Annotated in this window: 18 protein-coding genes; 12 read left to right on the top strand and 6 right to left on the bottom strand. The window is 61.6% G+C overall.

Translation table 11 applies throughout. The features are described from left to right. The 6 genes from ACYQ8K_RS23225 to ACYQ8K_RS23250 all read left to right on the top strand — a co-directional run. On the top strand, positions 1 to 791 hold a 791-nt coding region (locus tag ACYQ8K_RS23225), incomplete at its 5' end, for a DUF6545 domain-containing protein (protein ID WP_459972685.1). Position 792: 1 nt separating this feature from the next. Beyond that, complete coding sequence (locus tag ACYQ8K_RS23230) at positions 793 to 2,211, top strand: cytochrome P450 (protein WP_459972687.1); 1,419 nt, start codon at positions 793 to 795, stop codon at positions 2,209 to 2,211. Positions 2,212 to 2,328: 117 nt separating this feature from the next. Next, on the top strand, positions 2,329 to 3,441 hold the full coding sequence (locus ACYQ8K_RS23235; RefSeq protein ID WP_459972688.1) for a hypothetical protein: 1,113 nt from the start codon (positions 2,329 to 2,331) through the stop codon (positions 3,439 to 3,441). Positions 3,442 to 3,494: 53 nt separating this feature from the next. Then, a complete protein-coding gene (locus ACYQ8K_RS23240; RefSeq protein ID WP_459972690.1) occupies positions 3,495 to 3,890 on the top strand; it encodes a Gfo/Idh/MocA family protein in 396 nt (131 codons plus the stop codon). A 68-nt stretch (positions 3,891 to 3,958) separates the two neighbouring features. Then, a complete protein-coding gene (locus ACYQ8K_RS23245) occupies positions 3,959 to 4,555 on the top strand; it encodes a Gfo/Idh/MocA family protein (protein ID WP_459972691.1) in 597 nt (198 codons plus the stop codon). A 198-nt stretch (positions 4,556 to 4,753) separates the two neighbouring features. Continuing rightward, positions 4,754 to 5,398, top strand: a complete 645-nt coding sequence (locus ACYQ8K_RS23250; RefSeq protein ID WP_459972692.1) for a transposase — start codon at positions 4,754 to 4,756, stop codon at positions 5,396 to 5,398. Positions 5,399 to 5,819: 421 nt separating this feature from the next. Here the strand turns inward: ACYQ8K_RS23250 and ACYQ8K_RS23255 are convergent, their stop codons facing one another. The 5 genes from ACYQ8K_RS23255 to ACYQ8K_RS23275 all read right to left on the bottom strand — a co-directional run bounded on the left by ACYQ8K_RS23255 (position 5,820) and on the right by ACYQ8K_RS23275 (position 11,814). Then, positions 5,820 to 6,968 (bottom strand): branched-chain amino acid aminotransferase, encoded by a 1,149-nt coding sequence (locus ACYQ8K_RS23255; RefSeq protein WP_459972745.1) that lies wholly within the window; start codon positions 6,966 to 6,968, stop codon positions 5,820 to 5,822. A gap of 77 nt (positions 6,969 to 7,045) precedes the next feature. Next, positions 7,046 to 8,692: a long-chain-fatty-acid--CoA ligase gene (locus ACYQ8K_RS23260; protein WP_459972694.1), complete on the bottom strand. Its 1,647-nt coding sequence runs from the start codon at positions 8,690 to 8,692 to the stop codon at positions 7,046 to 7,048. 61 nt (positions 8,693 to 8,753) lie between these two features. Beyond that, positions 8,754 to 8,996, bottom strand: a complete 243-nt coding sequence (locus tag ACYQ8K_RS23265) for an acyl carrier protein (protein WP_459972695.1) — start codon at positions 8,994 to 8,996, stop codon at positions 8,754 to 8,756. Positions 8,997 to 9,043: 47 nt separating this feature from the next. Continuing rightward, positions 9,044 to 10,267 carry a cytochrome P450 gene (locus tag ACYQ8K_RS23270; RefSeq protein WP_459972696.1) on the bottom strand — a complete coding sequence of 408 codons (1,224 nt, stop codon included), beginning with the start codon at positions 10,265 to 10,267 and terminating at the stop codon, positions 9,044 to 9,046. A gap of 377 nt (positions 10,268 to 10,644) precedes the next feature. Next, entirely contained in the window at positions 10,645 to 11,814 is a 1,170-nt protein-coding gene (locus tag ACYQ8K_RS23275; protein WP_459972698.1) for an LLM class flavin-dependent oxidoreductase, read from the bottom strand. Between the two features lie 495 nt (positions 11,815 to 12,309). Here ACYQ8K_RS23275 and ACYQ8K_RS23280 point away from each other — a divergent pair, with 495 nt between their 5' ends. Then, positions 12,310 to 13,413 (top strand): cytochrome P450, encoded by a 1,104-nt coding sequence (locus tag ACYQ8K_RS23280; protein ID WP_459972699.1) that lies wholly within the window; start codon positions 12,310 to 12,312, stop codon positions 13,411 to 13,413. 37 nt (positions 13,414 to 13,450) lie between these two features. Here the strand turns inward: ACYQ8K_RS23280 and ACYQ8K_RS23285 are convergent, their stop codons facing one another. Continuing rightward, positions 13,451 to 14,113 carry an LmbU family transcriptional regulator gene (locus ACYQ8K_RS23285; RefSeq protein ID WP_459972700.1) on the bottom strand — a complete coding sequence of 221 codons (663 nt, stop codon included), beginning with the start codon at positions 14,111 to 14,113 and terminating at the stop codon, positions 13,451 to 13,453. Positions 14,114 to 14,992: 879 nt separating this feature from the next. Between ACYQ8K_RS23285 and ACYQ8K_RS23290 the strand changes: the two genes are divergently transcribed. The 5 genes from ACYQ8K_RS23290 (at position 14,993) to ACYQ8K_RS23310 (ending at position 20,659) form a co-directional block, all read left to right on the top strand. Continuing rightward, positions 14,993 to 16,036 (top strand): PAS domain-containing protein, encoded by a 1,044-nt coding sequence (locus tag ACYQ8K_RS23290; RefSeq protein WP_459972702.1) that lies wholly within the window; start codon positions 14,993 to 14,995, stop codon positions 16,034 to 16,036. Positions 16,037 to 16,405: 369 nt separating this feature from the next. Further along, positions 16,406 to 17,614 (top strand): LeuA family protein, encoded by a 1,209-nt coding sequence (locus tag ACYQ8K_RS23295; protein WP_459972704.1) that lies wholly within the window; start codon positions 16,406 to 16,408, stop codon positions 17,612 to 17,614. Then, positions 17,614 to 19,029 carry a 3-isopropylmalate dehydratase large subunit gene (gene leuC / locus ACYQ8K_RS23300; RefSeq protein ID WP_459972706.1) on the top strand — a complete coding sequence of 472 codons (1,416 nt, stop codon included), beginning with the start codon at positions 17,614 to 17,616 and terminating at the stop codon, positions 19,027 to 19,029. The genes ACYQ8K_RS23295 and leuC overlap by 1 nt, the downstream gene beginning before the upstream one ends. Further along, the gene (gene leuD / locus ACYQ8K_RS23305) at positions 19,030 to 19,692 is read left to right on the top strand and encodes a 3-isopropylmalate dehydratase small subunit (protein ID WP_459972707.1); all 663 of its coding nucleotides are present in this window, start codon (positions 19,030 to 19,032) and stop codon (positions 19,690 to 19,692) included. Continuing rightward, entirely contained in the window at positions 19,685 to 20,659 is a 975-nt protein-coding gene (locus ACYQ8K_RS23310; protein ID WP_459972708.1) for an SAM-dependent methyltransferase, read from the top strand. Before leuD ends, ACYQ8K_RS23310 begins: the two co-directional genes overlap by 8 nt. Position 20,660: the final 1 nt, after the last annotated feature.

Consider the following 20,660-nt stretch of genomic DNA (forward strand, 5'->3'; position numbering starts at 1 on the left):
GGTGGGATGGGGTGCTGGCCTGGGTACTGCTGGTGAGTCTGTTGCTGGTGTTGGCTGTCCAGTTCCTGCGGATGGCCTACACGGAGAGCGTGCGCCCCGAGGCCAGGCGTCCGGAACGTCTGCTTGCGGCTGGTGCCGCGGTCCTCGGGGTCGCTATCGCAGCCACCAGCATCAGCGCTGTCGCACTGGCAGTCCTCGAGCAGCTGGGCTGGATGCACAGCATCGACTACCGCCTGCATGTCCATGGCGTGAACTTCTTCTATGAGGCAGTCGCGGCCTGCATGATGGCCTCGGTGCCCTGGCTGCGCACCTTGACCGCCCGGGCCGGCCTGGACCCCACGAGCCGCCGGTGGCGTCGCTTGCAGCCGCTGTGCGCCGACATGACCGCCGCGGTCCCCGAGAGCGCTTTTGAGCTCAAAGTGCACAACACGGCTCGCCGCAAGACAACGCTGGATTTACACCAGACCACTGTGCAGATCCGCGATGCCCTGCTTCGGTTGCGTCCTTACTTCCACGATCTGCAAGCCGCCGAGATCACGGCGTTCCTCGACCGCCACTGCGTATCCCCGCGTCGACGAGACGCCGCCGTACATGCGTTGCAGCTGGCCCATGCCGTGTCGGCGCGCGCTGCCGGCGTCGGCGTGTCTGCACCACAAGCCGATGTGGTCGTGCATTCGCGTTCGACCACGCTCGACCAGGAAGCCGCTGAACTGCTGAGATTGGCACACTGGTGGCCACGCGCCCAAACCTTTGACGACAACTGGACTCAACAACCAGAGATGAGCACCTAAAATGACCCCGACCGTATCGCCTGCCGCCACAATGCCCCACCCGCGATACCGGCTCCCCATCATCGGTGATCTACTCACCATCGATCTGACCAAACCCACTCAGGGCCTCACCAAAGACATCGCCGGCCACGGCGGCATCGTCGAACAACGGATCTTCAACGTGCCTGTCGTCGTGGTCGCCAACACCGACCTGGTCAACGAAATAAACGACGAAGCAACCTGGGAAAAGCACGTCGGACACTCGATCCGCAAGCTACGCCCGGTCGCTGGGGACGGCCTGTTCACCGCCTACAACCATGAACCGAACTGGCGAAAGGCTCACAACATCCTGATGCCGGCGTTCACCAAATCGGCGATGGCCAGCTATCACCCCAGCATGGTCGCGACAGTGCGCGAGTTCATCGAAGCATGGAGTGCACGCGCCGATGGCTGCTTTTGGATCGACGTTCCCGCCGACGCCAACCGGTTGACTACCGAAGTCGTTGCACGTGCCGGTTTCGGCCATTCATTCAACAAGCTGGGCGAGGACACCGAAGACCCGTTTATCACTACCGTGCTCCGTGAGCTCAAGTACGCCAACCGCCGCACCGACGCAATCCCGTTCTACGAGAGATTCTTTGGCGGCGCCCAACGCCAACAACACCAGGCTGACAAGAAGTACCTGCGCAACGAAATCAGCAAGCTCATCGACCGACGCCGCGATGTCGACAAGGACGCAGGCCCTCGCGACATGCTCGACATCATGTTGTCTGCCCAAGATCCAGAAACCGGCGAACAGCTCGACGACGCTAACATCATCAACCAGATCCTGACTCTGCTGGTCGCTGGCAGCGAAACATCCGCCAATACAATCGCATTCGCCCTTCACTACCTAGCGCAAAACCCGCACATAGCCCAAAATGCGCGCGCCGAGATCGATGCCCGTTGGCCAGACCGCGAGTTCCCCAACAGCACCTTCGATGACGTCGCCAAACTGCGTTACCTACGCCGAATCGTCGACGAAACCCTACGACTGTGGCCGGTCGCGCCAGGATATTTCCGACAAGCCAAGCGCGACACCACCATTGGAGAAGGACAATACAGATTCAAAACGGGTGACTGGGTGTTTGTGCTCCTGCTCGCCGCACACCGCGATCCCGCATGGGGGCCCGATGCCGACCAGTTCAACCCCGACCGCTTCGCGCCCGAGAAAATCCGCACCCTGGGGGCCCATATCTATAAGCCGTTTGGAACCGGGATTCGCGCCTGCCTCGGACGCCAGTTCGCGCTCCACGAAATCATCCTGACGCTGGCCACGATCCTGCACCAATTCGACCTCGAACCACAGCCTGACTACCAATTGACAGTTACCGAAACCCTCACCCTCAAGCCCGAAGGCTTACAACTACGCCTGCACCCACGACCGATCGGCCGACCGTAGGCCCGCACCACCCGAAGCGATCAGACACCGCAAACACCCGATGATCCGTGCTGTTCCGACTAAGCGGTGGTTCGAACTAAGCGCCAAGATAGGGCGACATCCGCGCGCAATGCGCGTATGTTGGTGGGTATGGAGCTGTGGAGCGCTGACCAGGCCGCCCAGCATTGGGGTGTGACCCGGGCCCGGGCACGAGGGATTCTCTCGAACCGCCAGATCAGACGCGTTTCGGGATATCCGGCCGACGCAGTTCGCGCTGTCCACCGTCAGCAGGGCGCGCGCACCGACCTTGCCGTACCGCAGAACGCATTGACCCTGGCGCAGGCTGCCGAAGCGATCACCAACAGCCGCGATGAGGCGACCCGGCTGCGTGTGTTCTTCGAATTCGCCCGCGGGGCCGACGAAGCCGGCCGTGCAGCATTGCCACTAATCACTACCGAACCAGCTCTAGTTGGCGACCCCCGCTTCGATGCGCTGCTCGCCGGCGCCGCCGAGCACCTCGCCGCCCGGCATGGTCTGCCCGGACCTTTGTGGACGCTCACCGTGGATCGCTTCTTGTACCGCGCCTGGTGGATCTCAGCGTTGCCCTCCGCGCGGGTGCAGGCCGTGTTGTGGACCCCCACCGCGTTCCGCCGTCGCGGCATCTACCTTGACCGCCACGACCTCACTCACGATGGAGTCACCCCGATGCCCGAACCGCTATTTGATCTCACCGACATCCGCCGTGCATTCGAGGCGCTGGCGGCCAAACTCGAACGCCGCCGAGTCATCGGGCATGTGCATGTCTACGGCGGCGCGGCGATGATCCTGGCCTATGACCCGCACCGCACGGCCACTCGGGACATCGACGCCCAATTCGGCCCCGATGGGCCGATGATCGCAGCGATCCGTGAAATCGCGAAAGAAAATGGTTGGCCCACAACGTGGCTCAACAATCAAGCCGCCAGCTACGTCGCCCGCCGCCCCGGCGAAGGAGACCGAGTATTCGACCATCCACACCTGCAAGTCAGCGTCACGCCAGCAGATCACCTGCTGGCGATGAAAGTCCTCGCAGGTCGCGCAACCCGTGATGCCGAAGATCTGCGAGTTCTGCTGCGCCACCTAGGAATCACCACCAGCGCAGAGGTGTGGGCAATCGTCGAACGATTCTTTCCCGGTACTGCCATCCCGGCCCGATCCCAGGCAATGGTCCAAGACCTACTCAGCGACATGCAGAAAAGGGACCAGCGGTGATCCAGCAAAATCCGCCACGCAGCGCAATCATCGGCGCTGGCATGGTGGGCTCAGTGCACGCCCACGCCGTCCACCGGGCTGGCGGGCAACTCGCCGCAATCTGCGCCAGCACACCACAGAGAAGCGACGACTCCGCGCAGCGGCTCGGGGCCGAACGCGGGGCCACCGCCGAAGAAATCTTCGCCGCCGATGACATCGACGTCGTGCACATCTGCACGCCCAACAACGCCCACTTCGAGCAGAGCATTGCCGCGCTGGCGGTAGGCAAGCACGTGATCTGTGAAAAGCCCTTGGCGACAACGGTTGCCGATGCTGCAGCACTTGTCGCAGCCGCCGAGAAGGCGGGCACGGTCGCAGCCGTATCCTTCATCTACCGCTTCTACCCGATGGTGCGCGAAGCTCGCTGCCGGATCGCCGACGCGGAGGTCTGGCTGATGCACGGCGGATAGCTGCAAGACCATATGGCCGAAGCCGACCCGACCGGCTGGCGATCCGACCCCACCAAAGCGGTACCTCGATGACCTTCGCCGATATCGGCTCGCACTGGTGCGACTTGGCGGAGTTCGTCTCCGGGCACCGGATCAGCAGCGTCTTTGCAGCAGAAGCCGCCGCGCCACGCGACAGTATCCGCCAAGACGACGGCGCGGCGGTCGCATTCCGAACCGACCGCGGCGCCATCGGAAGCCTGGTGGTTAGCCAGTCCTCACCTGGCCGAAAAAACGAGTTGGCCTTCTCTTTCGACGGCCGTGAAACGGCGGTGCAATTCAACCAGGAACGCCCCGATGAACTCATCATCGAGGCACTCGCATCCAAGACGGTGCTGGTACGCGACGGGGGAGCCCTCGACCCGCGCAGCGCGCGCTACTCGCTGCTGCCCCCCGGCCATCCCCAGGGGTACCAGGACTGCTTCAACCTGTTCGTCGCCGACGTCTACGAAGCTATCCGCACCGGAACCACACCCGAAGGGCTGCCCTCATTCTCAGATGGCCTGCGGACGGCGGCGATTCACGCTGCCGTGGCCGCCTCGATTTCCAGCGGCGCCTGGACAGATACAGCTGACTACCCGCCAACAATAGCCGCCGCGTGCCATGCGGCGTCCGCGGTACGCCGATGAACACCGCCCCGGTGCGGCTCGCCCTCATTGGCCTGGGCAACATGGGCAGCGCACATCTGGAAATCTTCACCGGCCTAGCCCGGATTTTTCGTGGATTGTTGTGAGTGTTGGGGTGTAGATACGCGAAAGTGCCTGTCCTGCAAGGGATAATTGGACTTCTCTACGGTTCAAAGATCCTGGCGGGAAGGCACTTCGCAGGTGAAGAATATCGCGGCGGCATCGCGGGTGAAAGTCTCTGCCGACGGCCATGGTGTCGTGTCGCATGCCGGGATGGCCATGGTGCGTGAGCTCGCCGACTGTACCGGGTTATCGGCGCAGGTCACCGCCGCGTTGGCAGACACCTACCGCGGCCCGTGGATGTATGCGCTCGGGGAGGTGTTCGCTGATCTGGCGGCTGCGGTCGCCGACGGGGCGGACTGCATCGACGCCGACGGCATGCGGGTCACCGCGTTCATCACCGACACCGAACCCGCTCTGGTGCCCGGGCAAGTCGCCGGTCTGGAGCTACGGCACCGCCAGCACGCTCGCATCGAGGACCGCATCCGCGAACTCAAAGCCACCGGCCTGCGTAACCTGCCGTGTCACGCGTTTGACGCCAACGCCGCCTGGCTCGAAATCATTCTGACCGCCGCCGATCTGGTCACCTGGGCCCGGCTCATCGGCTTCACCAGCCATCCCGGCCTGGCCCGCGCCGAAACCACTACGTTTCGCTACCGGGTCCTGCACGTCGCCGCCCGCATCACCCGCGGCGCCCGCCAGCTACGGCTGCGTATCGACGCCACCTGGCTGTGGGCATCGGCGATCGCGACCGCCTGGCAACACCTGCGCACCGCCTTCGGATGATCACCCCCATCAACCCGACCCAGTGAGCAGGAAAGAGCTACCGGCCCCAGGAAAGCCCGCCCACCCGGCGACACGGGACAGCTCCACCACGCCGCCACACCAAAATCGCTACCCCACCACACTACTCGGCATCAAACCGAGCCCGCACCAATTCCTATGCAAAATCGAGGCTAGGCTCCGGGTATTTGGTGAACACTTGTGCGTCGATATTGCCAGGTTCAGCATCTAATCATGTTGTAGAACTGCTTATTTCGGACCATAGGTAGATTCCAGTACACATTCGTGTACCGTTGGGTGCACGGCCGACCGCGGCGTGCACCCTCGAGTTCCACGCGGATGCCGGCTGTTCCTTAGGGCAGTGAGGCAACTGTTCAGCCCGTTGCGGTAGCCAATGCGCGGAATCTTGTTGACACGCGGTGGTTCACCCCAGCCTGAGCATCCACTGATTCTTGTCTGCACACTTTCCCTGCTGAATGCCTGTCAGCCGCTTGCGCATCTGTCGGGTAATCTCGCCGGGTCGTCCATCGGCTATCGGAAACTCGCCCCCGTGGTGTTTGACTCGTGAAACAGGTGTGACGACCGCGGCAGTCCCGCATGCGAAGACCTCAGTGATCTCACCCGCAGCCACCTCCTTTCGCCATTCCGCGACGTCGATGCGCCGCTCCTCAATGGCGAGGCCGCAATCAGCGGCTATTTTGAGAAGGGAGTCGCGGGTCACTCCGGGCAAAATTGATCCGGTCAATTCCGGCGTCACTAGCCGCGCGGTGGACCCGCGGCCAAAGACAAAAAAGATGTTCATTCCGCCCATCTCTTCGATGTATCGGCGTTCGACGGCGTCGAGCCACACGACCTGATCGCAGCCATTGTCGACTGCTTGGGCCTGTGCCGCCAGCGACGCCGCATAATTGCCGGCGACCTTGAACGCGCCGGTCCCTCCGGGAAATGCTCGGGCGTAACCCTCGGCCAGCCACACGGTGACGGGTTTGAGCCCGTGTGTAATGCCGGCCTTGGTGGGTGATGCGATCAGCAGGTATCGGTACTGCTTAGCGGGGCGTAACGCCAGCGTGGGTTCAGTGGCGACGACAAACGGTCTCAGATATAGGGAGAATCCCTCGTGCGCCGCCGGAATCCATTGGGCGTCAACGGTGATGAGATGGCGCAGGGATTCAAGAAAAAGATGATCGGGCAATTCAGGCATTGCGAGGCGTCGACACGAGGCCCGCAATCGGGCGGCGTGGGCATCGGGGCGAAACGACATGATCGAGCCGTCGGTCCACCGGTAGGCCTTGAGCCCTTCGATGACTTCTTGGCCGTAGTGCAGACCAAGAGCCGACGGTGCCAATTCGATGGGGCCGTACGCGGTGACTTTTGCGTCGTGCCAACCTTGTCCCTCGGTGTAGTTGATCGACACCATGTGGTCGGTCTGATGCTGACCGAACTCGCGGGCGGACATGATTGTAGAACGCCGCTCGCTGTCGGCGGGTGTGTGGTTTGGTTCGATGGCGAACTCGACGATGGTCACGGAAGCTCCTGTCGTCGCCGTATCCGTCAGCGGAGTCGTGAACGGCATGGTGTTGCGCCCTCGGTGAGGGTCGCCGCGCGCTGCTCGCCGCTCCGGCGTCTTCTGCCCGCGGTGCGTCATTGTTCTCAGTCTGTTACCGCGAGCGCGGCAGCGGCATGGCGCCGCAGTTTTCCCGAAGGTGTCTTCGGCAGCGTTCCAGGGGGTATGACCGCGACGAGCGCGGGTCCATGGCCGACGCGGCCTGTGACCATGTGAACGATGTCGCGGCGGATTCGGGCGACGACGTCTGGCTTGTCGTGGTAAACCGATTCGGCGAGGACGGCGAAGCCTTCCGAGGCGGTCGACGCGGCAAGGGCCACCGCCGCGACGTTGCCGTTGCGCACTCCGTCTACGAGCTGGGCAGCGTGCTCAATGTCCGTCGGGTAGAGATTGCGTCCGCCGACAATGATGACGTCTTTCTTTCGCCCGCACACGAATAACGCCCCATCCTCGTTGAGATAACCCACGTCGCCGGTGTCAAACCAGCCGTCGGCATCGGCCAGAGGGAGTGCGCCGCCCACGGTGACGTACTGTTCGGCCACGCTGTCCCCGCGGATCTCGATGGCGCCGACCTGCCGGGGACCGCATGCTCCGCGGGCAGATCGGATTCGGATATCGATGCCGTGTACCGCGTGGCCGAGTTCCGCGAGCTCAACCACGCTGCCTCCGTCGTTGCGGGCGTCAACGGGCACTGCGCGATGGTGGTGTGTTAAATCGTCTAACAGGATCCGATCGGAGGTGGGAACGTCGTCGGCCGCGGATACCGATACGATCAGGGTCGCTTCGGCCAGGCCGTAACCGGGTGTCATCGCCTCCGGGCGCAGACCGAAACGCCGGCCCGATTCGGCGAGTCTGGCCAGATCGGTGGAGTTGATCGGCTCGCTGCCGTTGATCGCCAACCTCAACGACGACAGGTCGAAGGCGCCGTCTGCGGATCGGTCGAGCACCCTGCTGAGAATGACGTATGAGAAGTGCGGACCAGCGGTGATGGTGCCGCTAAACTCCGTGATCATCTGGGGCCATACGGCGGGGTTGCGGATGAATTGGTCGGCTGTGATCGCGATGAGCTCAGCGCCTGTCTGCATCGGCCATGACATGTACATGATCATCGCGAGGTCATGCGCCAGGGGCAGCCAGTTCACGAGCACGTCCGATGACGTATCGAGCCCGAAAGATGTGTGACAGACGTTGGTGGCCGCCCATAGGTTTCGGTGACTGATTTCGACGGCTTTGGGGGTGCCTGTCGAGCCGGAAGTGAGCTGGCGCAGTGCCGCGGCCCCTTCGGGGATATCCACAGGTGTGAAGTGCGGCTGCGGCTCGAACGCGTCAGCGAAGACGGTCATGAATCCCTGCTGTTGCAAAGCGTCCACGGCCCAGCGAAACGATTCCCCGACGACGATCGTGTGGGCGTTGAGCATGGCGAGAATCTGCGTTGTGCTTCCAATCCACGCGGGACGGCTCATGCGTGCGGTGGGTTGCTGGAGCATTGTGACGGCCGCTCCGCACAGCCACGCTGACTGCGCGGCGGTGGCCACTTCGATCGGCTGGCTGGTCAAGATGGGCACTGTCGCGCCGGGCCTGACGCCGGCGTCGACGAGGATTCGGGCGCCGCACCGGGCCCGCAATCCGATCTCGTGCCAGGTCGCTTTTCGGGGGTCGTGCGGGTAGTCGACCGTTATTCCTTTTTTGCTGCCGGTTCCAGCCTGCAACACATCCGCGAGAAATCGGCTCAATGAGCTGCCTTTCGATAGATTCGAAGCGCGGGCGTATGTCGTTTCTAAACGTATGTGGTTTCTAAAGCGCCGCGGTTTTAGCCCCTACGAGTGCAACGATGTCGTGGACTGTATGCACCTCTGGCGTTTCTGAACTCAAGATCGACCGGCCGAAATAGTCTTCGCAACGGAAAAAGACTTCCATGACGCTCAACGAGTCCAGCCCTAACGTGGAGAGTTTAGCGCTGGGAGCGACGTCGGCGGGATTCATGTTTGCAACTGCGGCGACTATTTCACGCACCACAGAATCATAATCTTCGGGCACTGGAGATCTCCTCTGGGGTCTTTTCAGCGAACGTCCGATGTGAGCGTCTAGCGACTACCGGCGCGTCGCCGGACTGTCACGAGGTATTCTGCCGGTGCGCGCAGAATGAATTGATGATCTGGTACGGGATCAGTCAGGTCGACTGCATCAAAGTGGAAGCGCCGGCCAATCGTTGAAAGTATTACCCGCGCTTCATGCTGCGCCATCAGCGATCCGATGCAGAACCGTGGCCCCGCGCCGAATGGGAGGTAGGCATAGTTGTGTGACACTGCGTTGCTGAGCTTCCTGAATCGGTCCGGTCGGAATTTGTCAGGTTGTTCCCAGTAGTGCGCGTGCCGATGCAATAAGTACGGGCTGATCGCGACTACCGCTTGCGCCGGCACGGTCACATCACCGATCCGATCATCGCGCAGAGCGCGGCGGCCGATCATCCAGGCTGGCGGGTAGAGGCGAAGGGCCTCCTTGAATGCGGCATCGGTGTCTGGCGTGTCGGGGTCGTCATCGAGTGCGCGCTGCCAGCGAAAATACTCGTCTGGGTGCCGGGTCAGCTCAATCCAGGTCCAGGACAGTGAATTTGCGGTTGTTTCGTAGCCGGCCAACAGCAGCGTCGTCACCTGATCGATCGCCGCCTGCCCGCTCGCGCCACCGGATCGCTCGAGCGCATGCCAGACCAGTCCGGGGTAGCCGTCGTGGGGGGGTTCCCTCCGTAACCGACAAATCGTGTCAGCTAATGCTTCACGGTAAGGACGCATCGTGCCGTCCGATTCAGGACTCGCGAAATTCGCGTTGACCAGGCGGGCGGTAATATTTTCGCATTGTTGGAAAAAGGGCCGGTGATCGAAACCGAACAGAAGTCGGGTGGTCACCGCGAGCGTGAGATCCGACATTGCGGCAGAAATGTTGACCTGTTCGCCGGTATTGGCTATGCGGTCAAAACTGTCGATCAGAACTTCTACACAACGGCCAGTAACCGCCCGCACTTGTGCGACGTCTTTGAGAGCTGGGTTGAGCATCCGTCGCTGCATAGCCCAGTGATGACCTTCGGCGGTGAGAATCCCGTCGGCGACTTCAGTTTTGATGAATCGATTAGCCAGCGTGTCCTTAGAATATCCGGATTTCTGGTTCAAGACGTGTTTAGCTCCATCGGGAGTATTCACCAGAAAGTGTGGTTCACCGTTCATTTTGAACGCGACAACATCTCGTCCAGTTTTCGCCAGCCGCACCAGGGCGGACACACCGGTCGGAGCCGAGACCATCGACGAATTCAGCATAGCGGGCGTCGTTTCCTCTGAAGTCTGCGCTCAATAATCATTAGACGATGATGACGTTATGCGAACGGACGGGGACGGTCAATGTGCCGGGATTAATCTGGGCCGGCCGCCGATTGCGTCGCAAGCAAATCCGGCTCGAAGGCGGATATTCTGGCGTGTCATTAAATGACTGCCTCGCGATGGGTGATGCGTTTGCCGATGGCGTCGGTAGCCGAATTGCCACGACATCTGACAATTGCCGTTTTGAGGTGCGGCTGCCGAGGCGGCCTGTATGTCCTGTCGACAGGACACACGGATCGGGCGAATAGGTTCACGCCGACGACGGCGGAGGCCGGTCGACTGGCCAGCCCTCGGCTGCGAGGCCGTGGTCGGTTGCGTCATGTTGCTGCGCGCGCCTGTTCAGTAGGCCGAATGGCTGGGTCTTTCGCAATCAGCGCGTCTCGGCGCCTGATCTGTCGGCCGGCTTCAGACGATACGAGGCGTCGCGACTCCGCGGTCCCGCTGAGGTGTCCGCGCAACGCCGGCACGACTTCGTGAGCTAGCGCGGTGAGTTGGTTGCGTGCCGAGCTGTGATCTAGCCAGCCCGGTACGAAAAACATCAACGATGCAGTGGAACCTAGACGACGCCCCAAGTCGGTTAACTGACGGCTACACGATTCGGGGTCGCCGACGATGAACGCGCCGGCGTTGATCAGACTCTCAAGGGCACGGCGGTTTGTCGTCGCCGATTCCGGAATGGGCATTCCCAGAATCTTCCGGTAGAGATCGAGGCGTTGTGCAGTCCATCCGGGCAGCAGCTCGTCAATTCCGGCGCTCACGGAGTCGGCGACATGGACGAACACATTGCATCTGACCGGCTGTTCTTGTCCTGTTGCCGCGCAGTATTTTTCGATCCGCTCAACGACTGCATCGACCGAGTCGGCATTTGTACCTGGGCGGATCACGCCCCACGGCTGAGTCAAATTGACACTCGGGCTCACCGAGAGTTCGGTCAACATTGCGATGGCGTCATCGGTCAACGACGACGCAACCACGACCTCGATGCGGTCCTTCACCGGTCGTAGCTGTAGTACCGCCTTATGCGCGATGAACCATGGAGTGCTGACGTCCACGGTCTTTCCGTCGAGCAGCAGCTGGATGATGGTCAGCGCGGCCCGGAAGTGGGCGCGGATCGATTCAGGGTCCACCCCGATCATTTCCATGTCGTGGACGTACGAACCCGTCCCGCAACCCAGGATCGTGCGGCCCTCGGTTAAATGATCTAAGAGCAAGATTCTCTCGGCGGTGTGTACGGGGTGGTGATAGGGGAGCGGTATCACGCCCGTAGCGAACCGGATCCGGCGCGTTTCGCGGGCCACGGCAGCGATCAATAGGTCGGGCGCGCTCAGTGTCGTCCAGGCCCCAGAGTGATGCTCACCCAGCCAGATCTCATCAAAACCCAATTCATCTGCTAAACAGCAGATCTCGATGTCTTGCTTTAGCGCTACGTGCGGACTTTTGGTCGGACTGTGGGACGGGGGCAAAAAGCATCCGAACCTTTGCCTCATGCTGATCGTCCTCTCTCCTTCGACATCTGCGCTGGAAGTGACGGTGCCTCAACGCCAGACAGACAGCGCGAGCGCTCGCGCACGCCTCGAGGCGTGTTTGCCGTCGACGCCGGTAATTCCTTGCCTCGCTGCGTCAAATCCTGTCATCGGCAGGGTGATTGGAGGCGGCTCGTAGGTATCGCCCAACTCTGCGGCCGACCGCTCAAGGGTATGCGCGACGGCAAGTGGATGTCACTACGTGAGGCTTCGGAAAACTGTCGACTGTCGAATCTCGGGGCTAGGCCGCGTTTTGCGGGCCGTCCTGTCGACAGGACACCGCACGAAATCTTGCAGAGGCGACGAATCAGGCGAACGCCGAATGTGTTCAAACGTGTTGTCCTGCAGCGCTCTTTACCGGATTGACCGAGCCATCGTGGCGAAATTAATCTCGACGCGAATCCACGTACCGATCACACCGCCGGTGATGATGCGCTCAACCCAGATCAGGAATAAAGCATGCACACACCTCAGATCGATGACCAACTGGACTTCACGTCGGATGCGTTTCTTCGCAATCCCTGGCCGACCTACCGACTTTTGCGTCGGACCGCGCCGGTGTCGTGGTCGGAGCGGTCGAGCGCATTCTTTGTGTCGAAGCACGAGGATGTCACAGCAGCCTTGGCTGGCAAGCAATTCGTCTCCGGATTTCCGTTGCGCGCCAGTCGACGTCTGTTCGGGCGGACCGGTGTCGACTCTGATGGTCCCGATCATCGGGAATTTCGGAAATTGTTCGCACCGATCTTCGGCCCCGGCGCGGTGCGCCGCTTGCAGTCGGAAATCCTTGTTCCCGCCGTCGATGACGCGCTACACGAGGCCTCATCATTCCTCGGAGCAAGAACGTGGCCGTCAGCGGATGTCATTGACTGCTTGGCAGTCAGAGTGCCCTACGGCGTCATTACCCGTCTGATGGGTTGCCCGGTTGATGACGCTGCCTGGCTACGGTCGCACATCGTTCCCTTGTCCGGGGCAATCGAATTTCCTTCGGCTTCACTGGAAGCCGCACTCATCGCGAAATCGGAGCTGACAGCATATCTCGGGCGCCTGATTTCCGATCGCGGACGGGCTGATGGGCCGTTGTCCATTCTCGACGTGGCAGTTCCCCGCGATTCGCCGGCGGATCTGGCGCAGGTTGGCAGGGCAATCCTATTCTTCGCGGCCGGCACTGAGACCAGCGTTACCGCGATCCGCCACATCTTTCGAGCCCTACATGAGCACGATGTCGACCTAGGATCACTCGTCGACGACGCGTTACGGCGTCGAGTGATTCGCGAGACGTTGCGTTGGGATCCGCCGAGCCACACTGTAGTGCGATACGCGGCCACGGACTTGAGCCTTCGAGGCGTGCAGATCCCGCGGCGGTCAGCAGTTCTGCTATCGCTCGCAAGCGCCAATCGCGATGACGAAGTATATGCCGACCCTGACGTATGGTGGCCGAATCGCACCGAAAGTAGGACCCTGTCATTTTCGGCGGGATCTCACAGTTGCATCGGAATGGCCTTAGCTCTAGCAGAATTCGATCTGCTCTTCCAGCGTCTTGCGAGGCTCTTCCTCAGGGCCTGATTTATGCCGATCCGGCAATCTGCGCGCAAAGGTCGACTTACGTGCCGACGACTCGGTACTCAACGACCTGAGTGCCGAGCTGCGCGACCTGTTGTGCGGCGACGTCGAGGGTCCTGACAATCCAGTGCTCGAGCTCGATCCCGACGTGCTGGGCTGCCTTGTGCCACCCCGCCAGCCGTGAATCCTCGACTGCAATAAGCGGTATCGCAGTTCGCGGAGAGTCGTTGGCGTCATCGCGGATCTGCCCAAGCAGGTCTCGGACCCGCCGTCGCAGCTGCTTGGTCGTCCACTTGCCCAGCTCTGCTTCGTTGAGTAGGCACTCTTGAGCATCGTCGGGAAGAGACGCAACTTCTGCATGGTGCTGAAAAGTCAGCGCGCCTCGTCGCCGATCCTGCGGGAAGCGCCGGGCAATCCATGCATAGTTTCTGAGAGTTTGGTATCTAAGGCCTGCAGTTCCGATGGCGCGCTCGTACCTGTCTGGGAAATAACGTTTTCCGTAGATCAGCCAATCGCCGAGGCACCACGACGAAGAATCGATCACCTCTGCTAGCCGGGTGCCGGCCCGCGTCCACGAATCGAAGGGCAAATTCTCCGGCAGTCGTAGACCCACCCGCGTGACCATCACGCCGGAATCGCCTCGAGGCACACCGGCGCTCACGCGCGTCACGTCCTCGGCTTCATTTGTCGTCAAGTGTCCCATTGCTCTCCTTCGGGATGCGCCACGGTTTGCAACGATGCGGCCACATGCTCTGAGCCACGTGCATATTCGACGATCCACCGCGCGTGCCTGACCACGAGGTATCTCGCCGCGTACATCGAGCGAGAAGGCGAAGCTGCGGTCCCTGCACGAATCGCCTCGTCAGAGACGACACGCACCCGGCTAGCAGAACCGTTGTTACACAGCCGGATACAGACATCCACAAGTTGCCAGAATGGACACCGGCCGGCGTCGCGGGCTCCCCGGCCGGACGAGTCGTCACACGCCGACCGAGGGCTAGATATCATTGGGGCTCTTGCGGCCAGCAACTGTGCTTACCGGCCTCAAGCGTCATGGGCCGCGGCGATTGACGACGTAAGCGGATCGCACGTTACGTGTCTCATAACGCCGCTGGATCGGGCTCCGCGCAGTTCATGAAGCCGTTCCGGCGGTCGTGTTGGTGAGCTAACCATATGACCAGAGCGGGACGCAACATCGCGAGAGTGTGACCGAGATCACTACAGGCGGCGGACATTTGCGCATTAGGATAATCGCCGAGACGAGGTAATTCTTACAGCGCTTTTGAGCCCAGACGGTTCCACACTCACGGAACTTCACCCCGTCGCACGGTGAGTGCGGCGCTCGCGCTGCGTCCCGGCTGAACTCTGCCGATCGGCACGCGATAACGCCACCGCCCATCTCATACACGTCGCCCCTCTGTCCGGGCCTCCTGGAACGCGACTTCCCGCTGTTGAGCGTGGGATTCACAAGCGACGCCTGGGCATCAAATTAGCTGCACCTTCATTTACTCGACGCTTCGTCGTCAAGCATCCGTTGCCACAGAAATATTTCAGCGGCGACTAAGAGGGAGGTTTGCCCAAATTGGCTGAGCATCAGTGGTTACTTGTCGACACCATCGAATCTGGGCCCACCGTCGTAGCCCACGGTGAACAACCGCGAAACTTTGTGCCGCTGCAGAAAATCCTGCGCCGCAATCCCCACCGTGAGCAACTCACGCAGGCAGTCTTAGAGGCATCCTCGTCGGCGGTGGGGTCTGCACTCGTGTCGAGGGACGGTGACCGCCTCATCATCACCGAGCCGGTGGTGATGACAGACAACACGGTTCATGGGGTACAGGTCTGGACGGGTCCTCGCCATGCGCGGCGACCGCAAAGGCCGGCGATCGGCGCCGTGGTATGGGACCTCACTGAAGGCACGGCCGCCGACACGCCTCAAGCACTACTGAATCGCGGCATGGACCCTCGTGTGGAACGCACCCACGGCCGGAGTATCGCCGAAGATCTCACGGTCAGTGATCCGACGCCCGATGAGAACACCGTGTTGGCACTCGCGATCAACGCTCGCGAGGGGCAGACGTATTGCAGCACATGGGACGTCAGAACACGAGACGGGACCATGATCACGGTGAGCTTCGCAGCACGCACCATCGAGGAGCAGTGGCCTGATGGCACGGTCCACCTCATTGCCCGGGCAATGAACTGGCGGTCCAGGAGAAGGGTCGAGTCCGGGACGTCTGCGGATCTCGCATCTCGAATACTGCGCGGTACAGCTGAACGCGGAGTCCATCGAGCCCTTGTTGATCTCTCGAACTGGCGTCTGCTGAAATGGATCGACCCCCCTAGCCCCGTGTTCGATTGGCGTGGGCAACAGAAGGGTCGGCCGCTGGTTCATCCTGATGATGAGCCGCTATTGCATTCCATGACAGCCGAATTCGCGGACGGTCCCGCGTCGGCGGTCTTGCGCATGAGAGCACGCGATCCGCAATGGGTGCACGTTCATGTCACCGTGTACCGAATCGAGCTCGACGACAACGTGCACGCGGGACTGATCTCGACACGTCTACCGACCCCGAGCGAAATCGCGCTCCACATCCATCGCAGTGGCGCGACGCGGTGCCGACGTTGATGTCCGCGCGACGCGCGTCACGCTAGTACGCCCAAGTTGGGGGTGTGGTCGTCGAAATATGTTGGCTTGGATCGCGTATCCGATAGGCCCGATGCGCCATCCGACGGCCGCGTGCGTCGCAGGGTCGCGGTGGTTGCCGCAATCGATCCCGCGGACAGGACCGGGGATGTGTCCTGTCGACGGGACACAGTAATCCGGGATCTTGGCGGGTGAACGGGCAGCGAGCTGTGGGGCCGCTTATTGACACCGCTCTGCCTCGCGTTGAAGCTAAAAACAGTTGGTGGTGAGCCTATTCGGCCACCGTGCTCGGCTTGAAGGCAAGTCTCTCGTTCGGATCCGTAATGTCCTTTGGCGATTGGAAAATCCACAATGGCAAATGCAATTGAGTCAGAGTCGCCGGCCAGTGAGACCGGCGCAACCCGCCGAATCCTGCTTTTCGACACCACCTTGCGCGACGGTGAGCAGGCACCCGGCAACGGGATGGATCCTCACCAGAAGGTCGACTTTGCGCTGGCGCTCGAGGACGTCGGTGTCGACGTGATCGAAGCAGGATTCCCTGCATCATCACCCAGTGACCGGGAGTCAGTGAAAAAGGTTGTTGAGGCTCTTAGATCGGCGCACGTCGCAACGCTGAATCGACCGGTCCACGACGACATCAAGATCTCGATCGACGTGGCGGGCACCGAGAACCACCACCTCCAGATCATGGCTACGGGCAGCGACATCCACCTCGACCACAAACGTGGGATATCGCGCGCCGCGGCGCAAACCGAAGTCGTCGATGCGATCGCGCTGTCGAAGTCGCTAGGTGTGCGACACGTGATAGCCGCGATCGAAGACGCATCACGCGGTCCAGATGACCTGCTCCGTCCACTAATCCAGGAATGTACTGCGGCTGGAGCCGACGGGATCACCGTGGCCGACACAACCGGCTGCATGCTACCCGCTGAGTACGGCGCGCTAGTGTCCCGGATCCGGGGATGGGTACCCGCTCACATCACAGTTGCGACCCACTGCCACGAAGACATGGGACTCGCGCTGGCCAATGCGTTAGCGGGAATTGCAGCGGGCGCCAACGAGGTTCAGGCCACCTTGGCCGGTATCGGAGAGCGCGCCGGCAACACTGCGATCGAAGAACTCATTGCAGTGCTGATCTACCGCGGAGCGTACATGGGGTGCGCAACCAGCGCCAAATCGGAGAATCTGGCGGCTGCATTCGAGATCCTGCGACGCCACATCAACCTGCCGGTTCCTCGCAATAAAGCGATATTCGGCAGTAACGCGTTCTCGACGCAAGCAGGAATTCACCAGGCGGGCGTTCTGCGGGCACCGGTGACATACGAATTCGTCGAACCGCAACGCTTCGGCAGGGAACGCGGCATCCTCGTCGGCAGACATTCGGGTCGGGCCGTCGTTCGGCACGTGTTGCGTGACCTGACCGACGATCTGGACGACGAACTTGTCGAGCGCGTGTATTCGGAGCATGTCGTCACCCGCCGCGGATACGACTTCCTGGAGCTGGGGGAGTTGAGCCAGGCGATCCGCGAAAGCGGCCTACTCGAACGCACTTTGATCTGATGACCGCCCCTCGTACCGTGGCCGAAAAGATCTGGGAGGCGCACGCGTTGACCAGGGCGATGGATCGCGATTCGTTGATCTACGTCGACATGCACCTGGTGCACGAGGCAAGCTCGGCGCAGGCGTTCGACGGCCTGGTGCGGGCTGGCCGACAGGTCCGCCGACCACACCTCACTTTGGCCGTCGAGGACCACAACGTGCCCACCGACACGATCCAGATCACCGATCCGGTCAGTGAACTGCAGCTCGAGACGCTACGAGCGAACTGCCGCGCGCACAACATCGAACTGTACGGTCTCGGCAATCCCCGGCAGGGAATCGTCCATGTCACTGCACCCGAGCAAGGGTGCGTCCTCCCGGGAATGACGGTCGTCTGCGGTGACAGCCACACCTCGACGTTGGGCGCGCTGGGAGCATTGGCGTTTGGCATCGGCACCACTGACGTCGAGCAAGTACTCGCCACCCAAACAGCGTCCTTCGACCGGCCCCGGACGATGGCGATCGAATTTCTGGGCACGCCGTCGACATGGGTCACGGCCAAAGATTTGGCGCTGGCGGCGCTCGCCAACATCGGCGCCAACGGAGCACGCGGATACGCCGTCGAATTCCGCGGCCCGGCTGTCACGGAAATGTCCGTTGAGGCTCGAATGACTCTGTGCAACATGAGTATCGAGATGGGTGCGCGCGCCGGTATCGTCGCCCCCGACGAGGTGACCTACCAATATCTCGAAGGCAGAGCGCATGCGCCCGCTGGGCAGCAATGGAAGCACGCTATGCGCTACTGGCAGACACTCACGTCCGACCCCGGTGCCACGTTCGAGCGCGTCGTCACGATCGACACAACCACCCTACAACCGCACGTCACGTGGGGCACGAATCCAGGACAAGCGCTGCCGATCGGCGCGACGGTACCGAACCCATCGCAGTTGGAGACCCTCGAGCAGCGATCCGCGGCAGAGCGAGCACTGAAATATATGGGGCTTGAACCCGATACGGCCCTCAACTCGATTCCAATCGACACGGTCTTCATCGGGTCGTGCACCAATGGCCGACTCACAGATCTTCAGACCGCGGCTGCCGTGCTGCGCGGGCGCGTCGTCGCACCCGGTGTGCGAATGCTGGTCGTGCCAGGGTCGATGGAGGTACGCGCACAAGCAGAAGCCCTCGGTCTTGACCAGGTGTTTATCCAAGCAGGAGCGCAATGGCGTCTGCCGGGGTGTTCGATGTGCCCCGGCATGAACCCGGACCGCATTGCCGCACCACACCGGTGCGTGTCGACCTCCAACCGCAACTACGAAAACCGCCAGGGCCCAGGAGCCCGCACACACCTCGCCTCGCCGGCCACTGCGGCCGCATCCGCGGTCTTGGGTCGCATCGGCGCCGCTAGTGAGCTCTTAGCAGCGAAAGTCTGCTAGATGGTTGACGAGTACAGAGGAACCGCGTTGGTGTTGCGCCGCGACGAGATCGACACCGACCAGATTGTCTCCGCCGAGCATTGCAAACGCATTACCCGTGATGGGTATGCCGACGTGTTGTTCTCCCAGTGGCGCCAAGATCCTGATTTCGCGCTGAACCAGCAGGATGCAGCTGCGGCGGCCGTGTTGATTGCCGGGCACAATTTCGGCACCGGTAGCTCGCGCGAGCATGCCGTGTGGGCTTTGCGAGACTGGGGTTTTAGCGTCGTGATCGCTTCGAGTTTCGGAGACATTTTTCGGCGCAATGCGATTCGGAACGGGCTAGTGCCGGTGCAATTGTTGCCGCGCCCGCTCAGTCAGCTTGCCGACCTCGTCGACGCTAAACCAGGAATGTCCTTGCGGGTCAGTGTGATCGAACGCAAAGTACGGGCTGGCGACCTGGAATGGCCGTTCGGGCTTGACGATCGATCTCGACGCCTGCTTCTGGACGAACGCGATGAGATCACCGCCGCCGAGGCATCTGAGCCGGCTATCGCCGCCTTCGAAAAAGCCAGATCCTGCTGGCTTCCTGATCTGGCAAAGCCGACCAAGCCTTGCCGAACCCCGACCCATGCAGCGGCCCGCTGGGGGCAAACACATAAAAGGATGGATATCAATGAGTGACACGCGAACCCGAACGTCGGTATTCGACTACATGCAGGGTTACACCCTATGCACCGTTATCTCGGAGCTCGAATCACTGGGTGTGCTCGACCAGCTCGCCAGCCGAGGCCTACGGCCCGACGAGTGCGGTGCCAACAGCTTCCTGTCAGAGGCGACACTGAGATACCTCGCTGAGCGCGATGTCGTCGAACGGGACGGCGGGCTATACCGGCTCACCGATTTTGGCCGATCTGTGTATGACGACCGTGGATATCTCGTCTGGCTGTCAGGAGGCTACGGCGAAGCCATGAACATCTTCGGCGACTTGCTCACCGGCACGCGGCAATTCGGGGAAGACGTTGATCGTGATCTGCGCTGGGTGGCGGTAGGTTCAGCCATCGTCGGTCAAAAGGATCTCTGGCCACACGTCGTCGAACTAGCCCGCGAATTCCAGTTCAAACGCATCGCCGACCTCGGTTGCGGTAATGCGCACTACCTGATCTCACTGTGCCAGGCCGTCGGCGCTGACGGGATCGGCGTCGACATCAGCGCGGCATCCTGCAAAGAGGCCAGAGGTGAAGTCGCCAAAGCTGGTCTCGCGGACCGTATCACCATCATTGAGGCCGATGCGGGTGACCTGCAATCGGTGCCCGGTATCACCGACGTCGACTTGGTTTTCACATTCTTCTTTCTCCACGAGATCCTCGAACACGGCTACGACGTCCTCGTTTCCTATCTCGCCCAGATTCACAGGAACCTGCCCAGTGGCGCGCACATCCTCACAGCCGAGGTCGCCCCACCAGGCAGCGAGGATAATGGTACTGAGCTGTTCACGCCTGAATACGCCCTCACGCAGGCACTGATGAATCAACGCCTACTCGACGAGAACGGCTGGTCTCAGGCATTCAGTGATGCCGGCTTCGACGTCATTCGTGTTGTCAAGCCTGATCTGCCCGAGGGACGCATCATCTTGGCCCGCAAACGATAGG

It is taken from the genome of Mycobacterium sp. MUNTM1, from assembly GCF_054660795.1.

Coding starts and splice junctions, on each gene's coding strand:
- ACYQ8K_RS23295 (WP_459972704.1), top strand. CDS start 16,406: ATGGCAAATGCAATTGAGTCAGAGTCGCCGGCCAGTGAGACCGGCGCA.
- ACYQ8K_RS23245 (WP_459972691.1), top strand. CDS start 3,959: ATGACCTTCGCCGATATCGGCTCGCACTGGTGCGACTTGGCGGAGTTC.
- ACYQ8K_RS23285 (WP_459972700.1), bottom strand. CDS start 14,113: ATGGGACACTTGACGACAAATGAAGCCGAGGACGTGACGCGCGTGAGC.
- ACYQ8K_RS23280 (WP_459972699.1), top strand. CDS start 12,310: ATGCACACACCTCAGATCGATGACCAACTGGACTTCACGTCGGATGCG.
- ACYQ8K_RS23235 (WP_459972688.1), top strand. CDS start 2,329: ATGTTGGTGGGTATGGAGCTGTGGAGCGCTGACCAGGCCGCCCAGCAT.
- ACYQ8K_RS23255 (WP_459972745.1), bottom strand. CDS start 6,968: ATGCCGTTCACGACTCCGCTGACGGATACGGCGACGACAGGAGCTTCC.
- leuC (WP_459972706.1), top strand. CDS start 17,614: ATGACCGCCCCTCGTACCGTGGCCGAAAAGATCTGGGAGGCGCACGCG.
- ACYQ8K_RS23275 (WP_459972698.1), bottom strand. CDS start 11,814: ATGAGGCAAAGGTTCGGATGCTTTTTGCCCCCGTCCCACAGTCCGACC.
- ACYQ8K_RS23310 (WP_459972708.1), top strand. CDS start 19,685: ATGAGTGACACGCGAACCCGAACGTCGGTATTCGACTACATGCAGGGT.
- ACYQ8K_RS23230 (WP_459972687.1), top strand. CDS start 793: ATGACCCCGACCGTATCGCCTGCCGCCACAATGCCCCACCCGCGATAC.
- ACYQ8K_RS23270 (WP_459972696.1), bottom strand. CDS start 10,267: ATGCTGAATTCGTCGATGGTCTCGGCTCCGACCGGTGTGTCCGCCCTG.
- leuD (WP_459972707.1), top strand. CDS start 19,030: ATGGTTGACGAGTACAGAGGAACCGCGTTGGTGTTGCGCCGCGACGAG.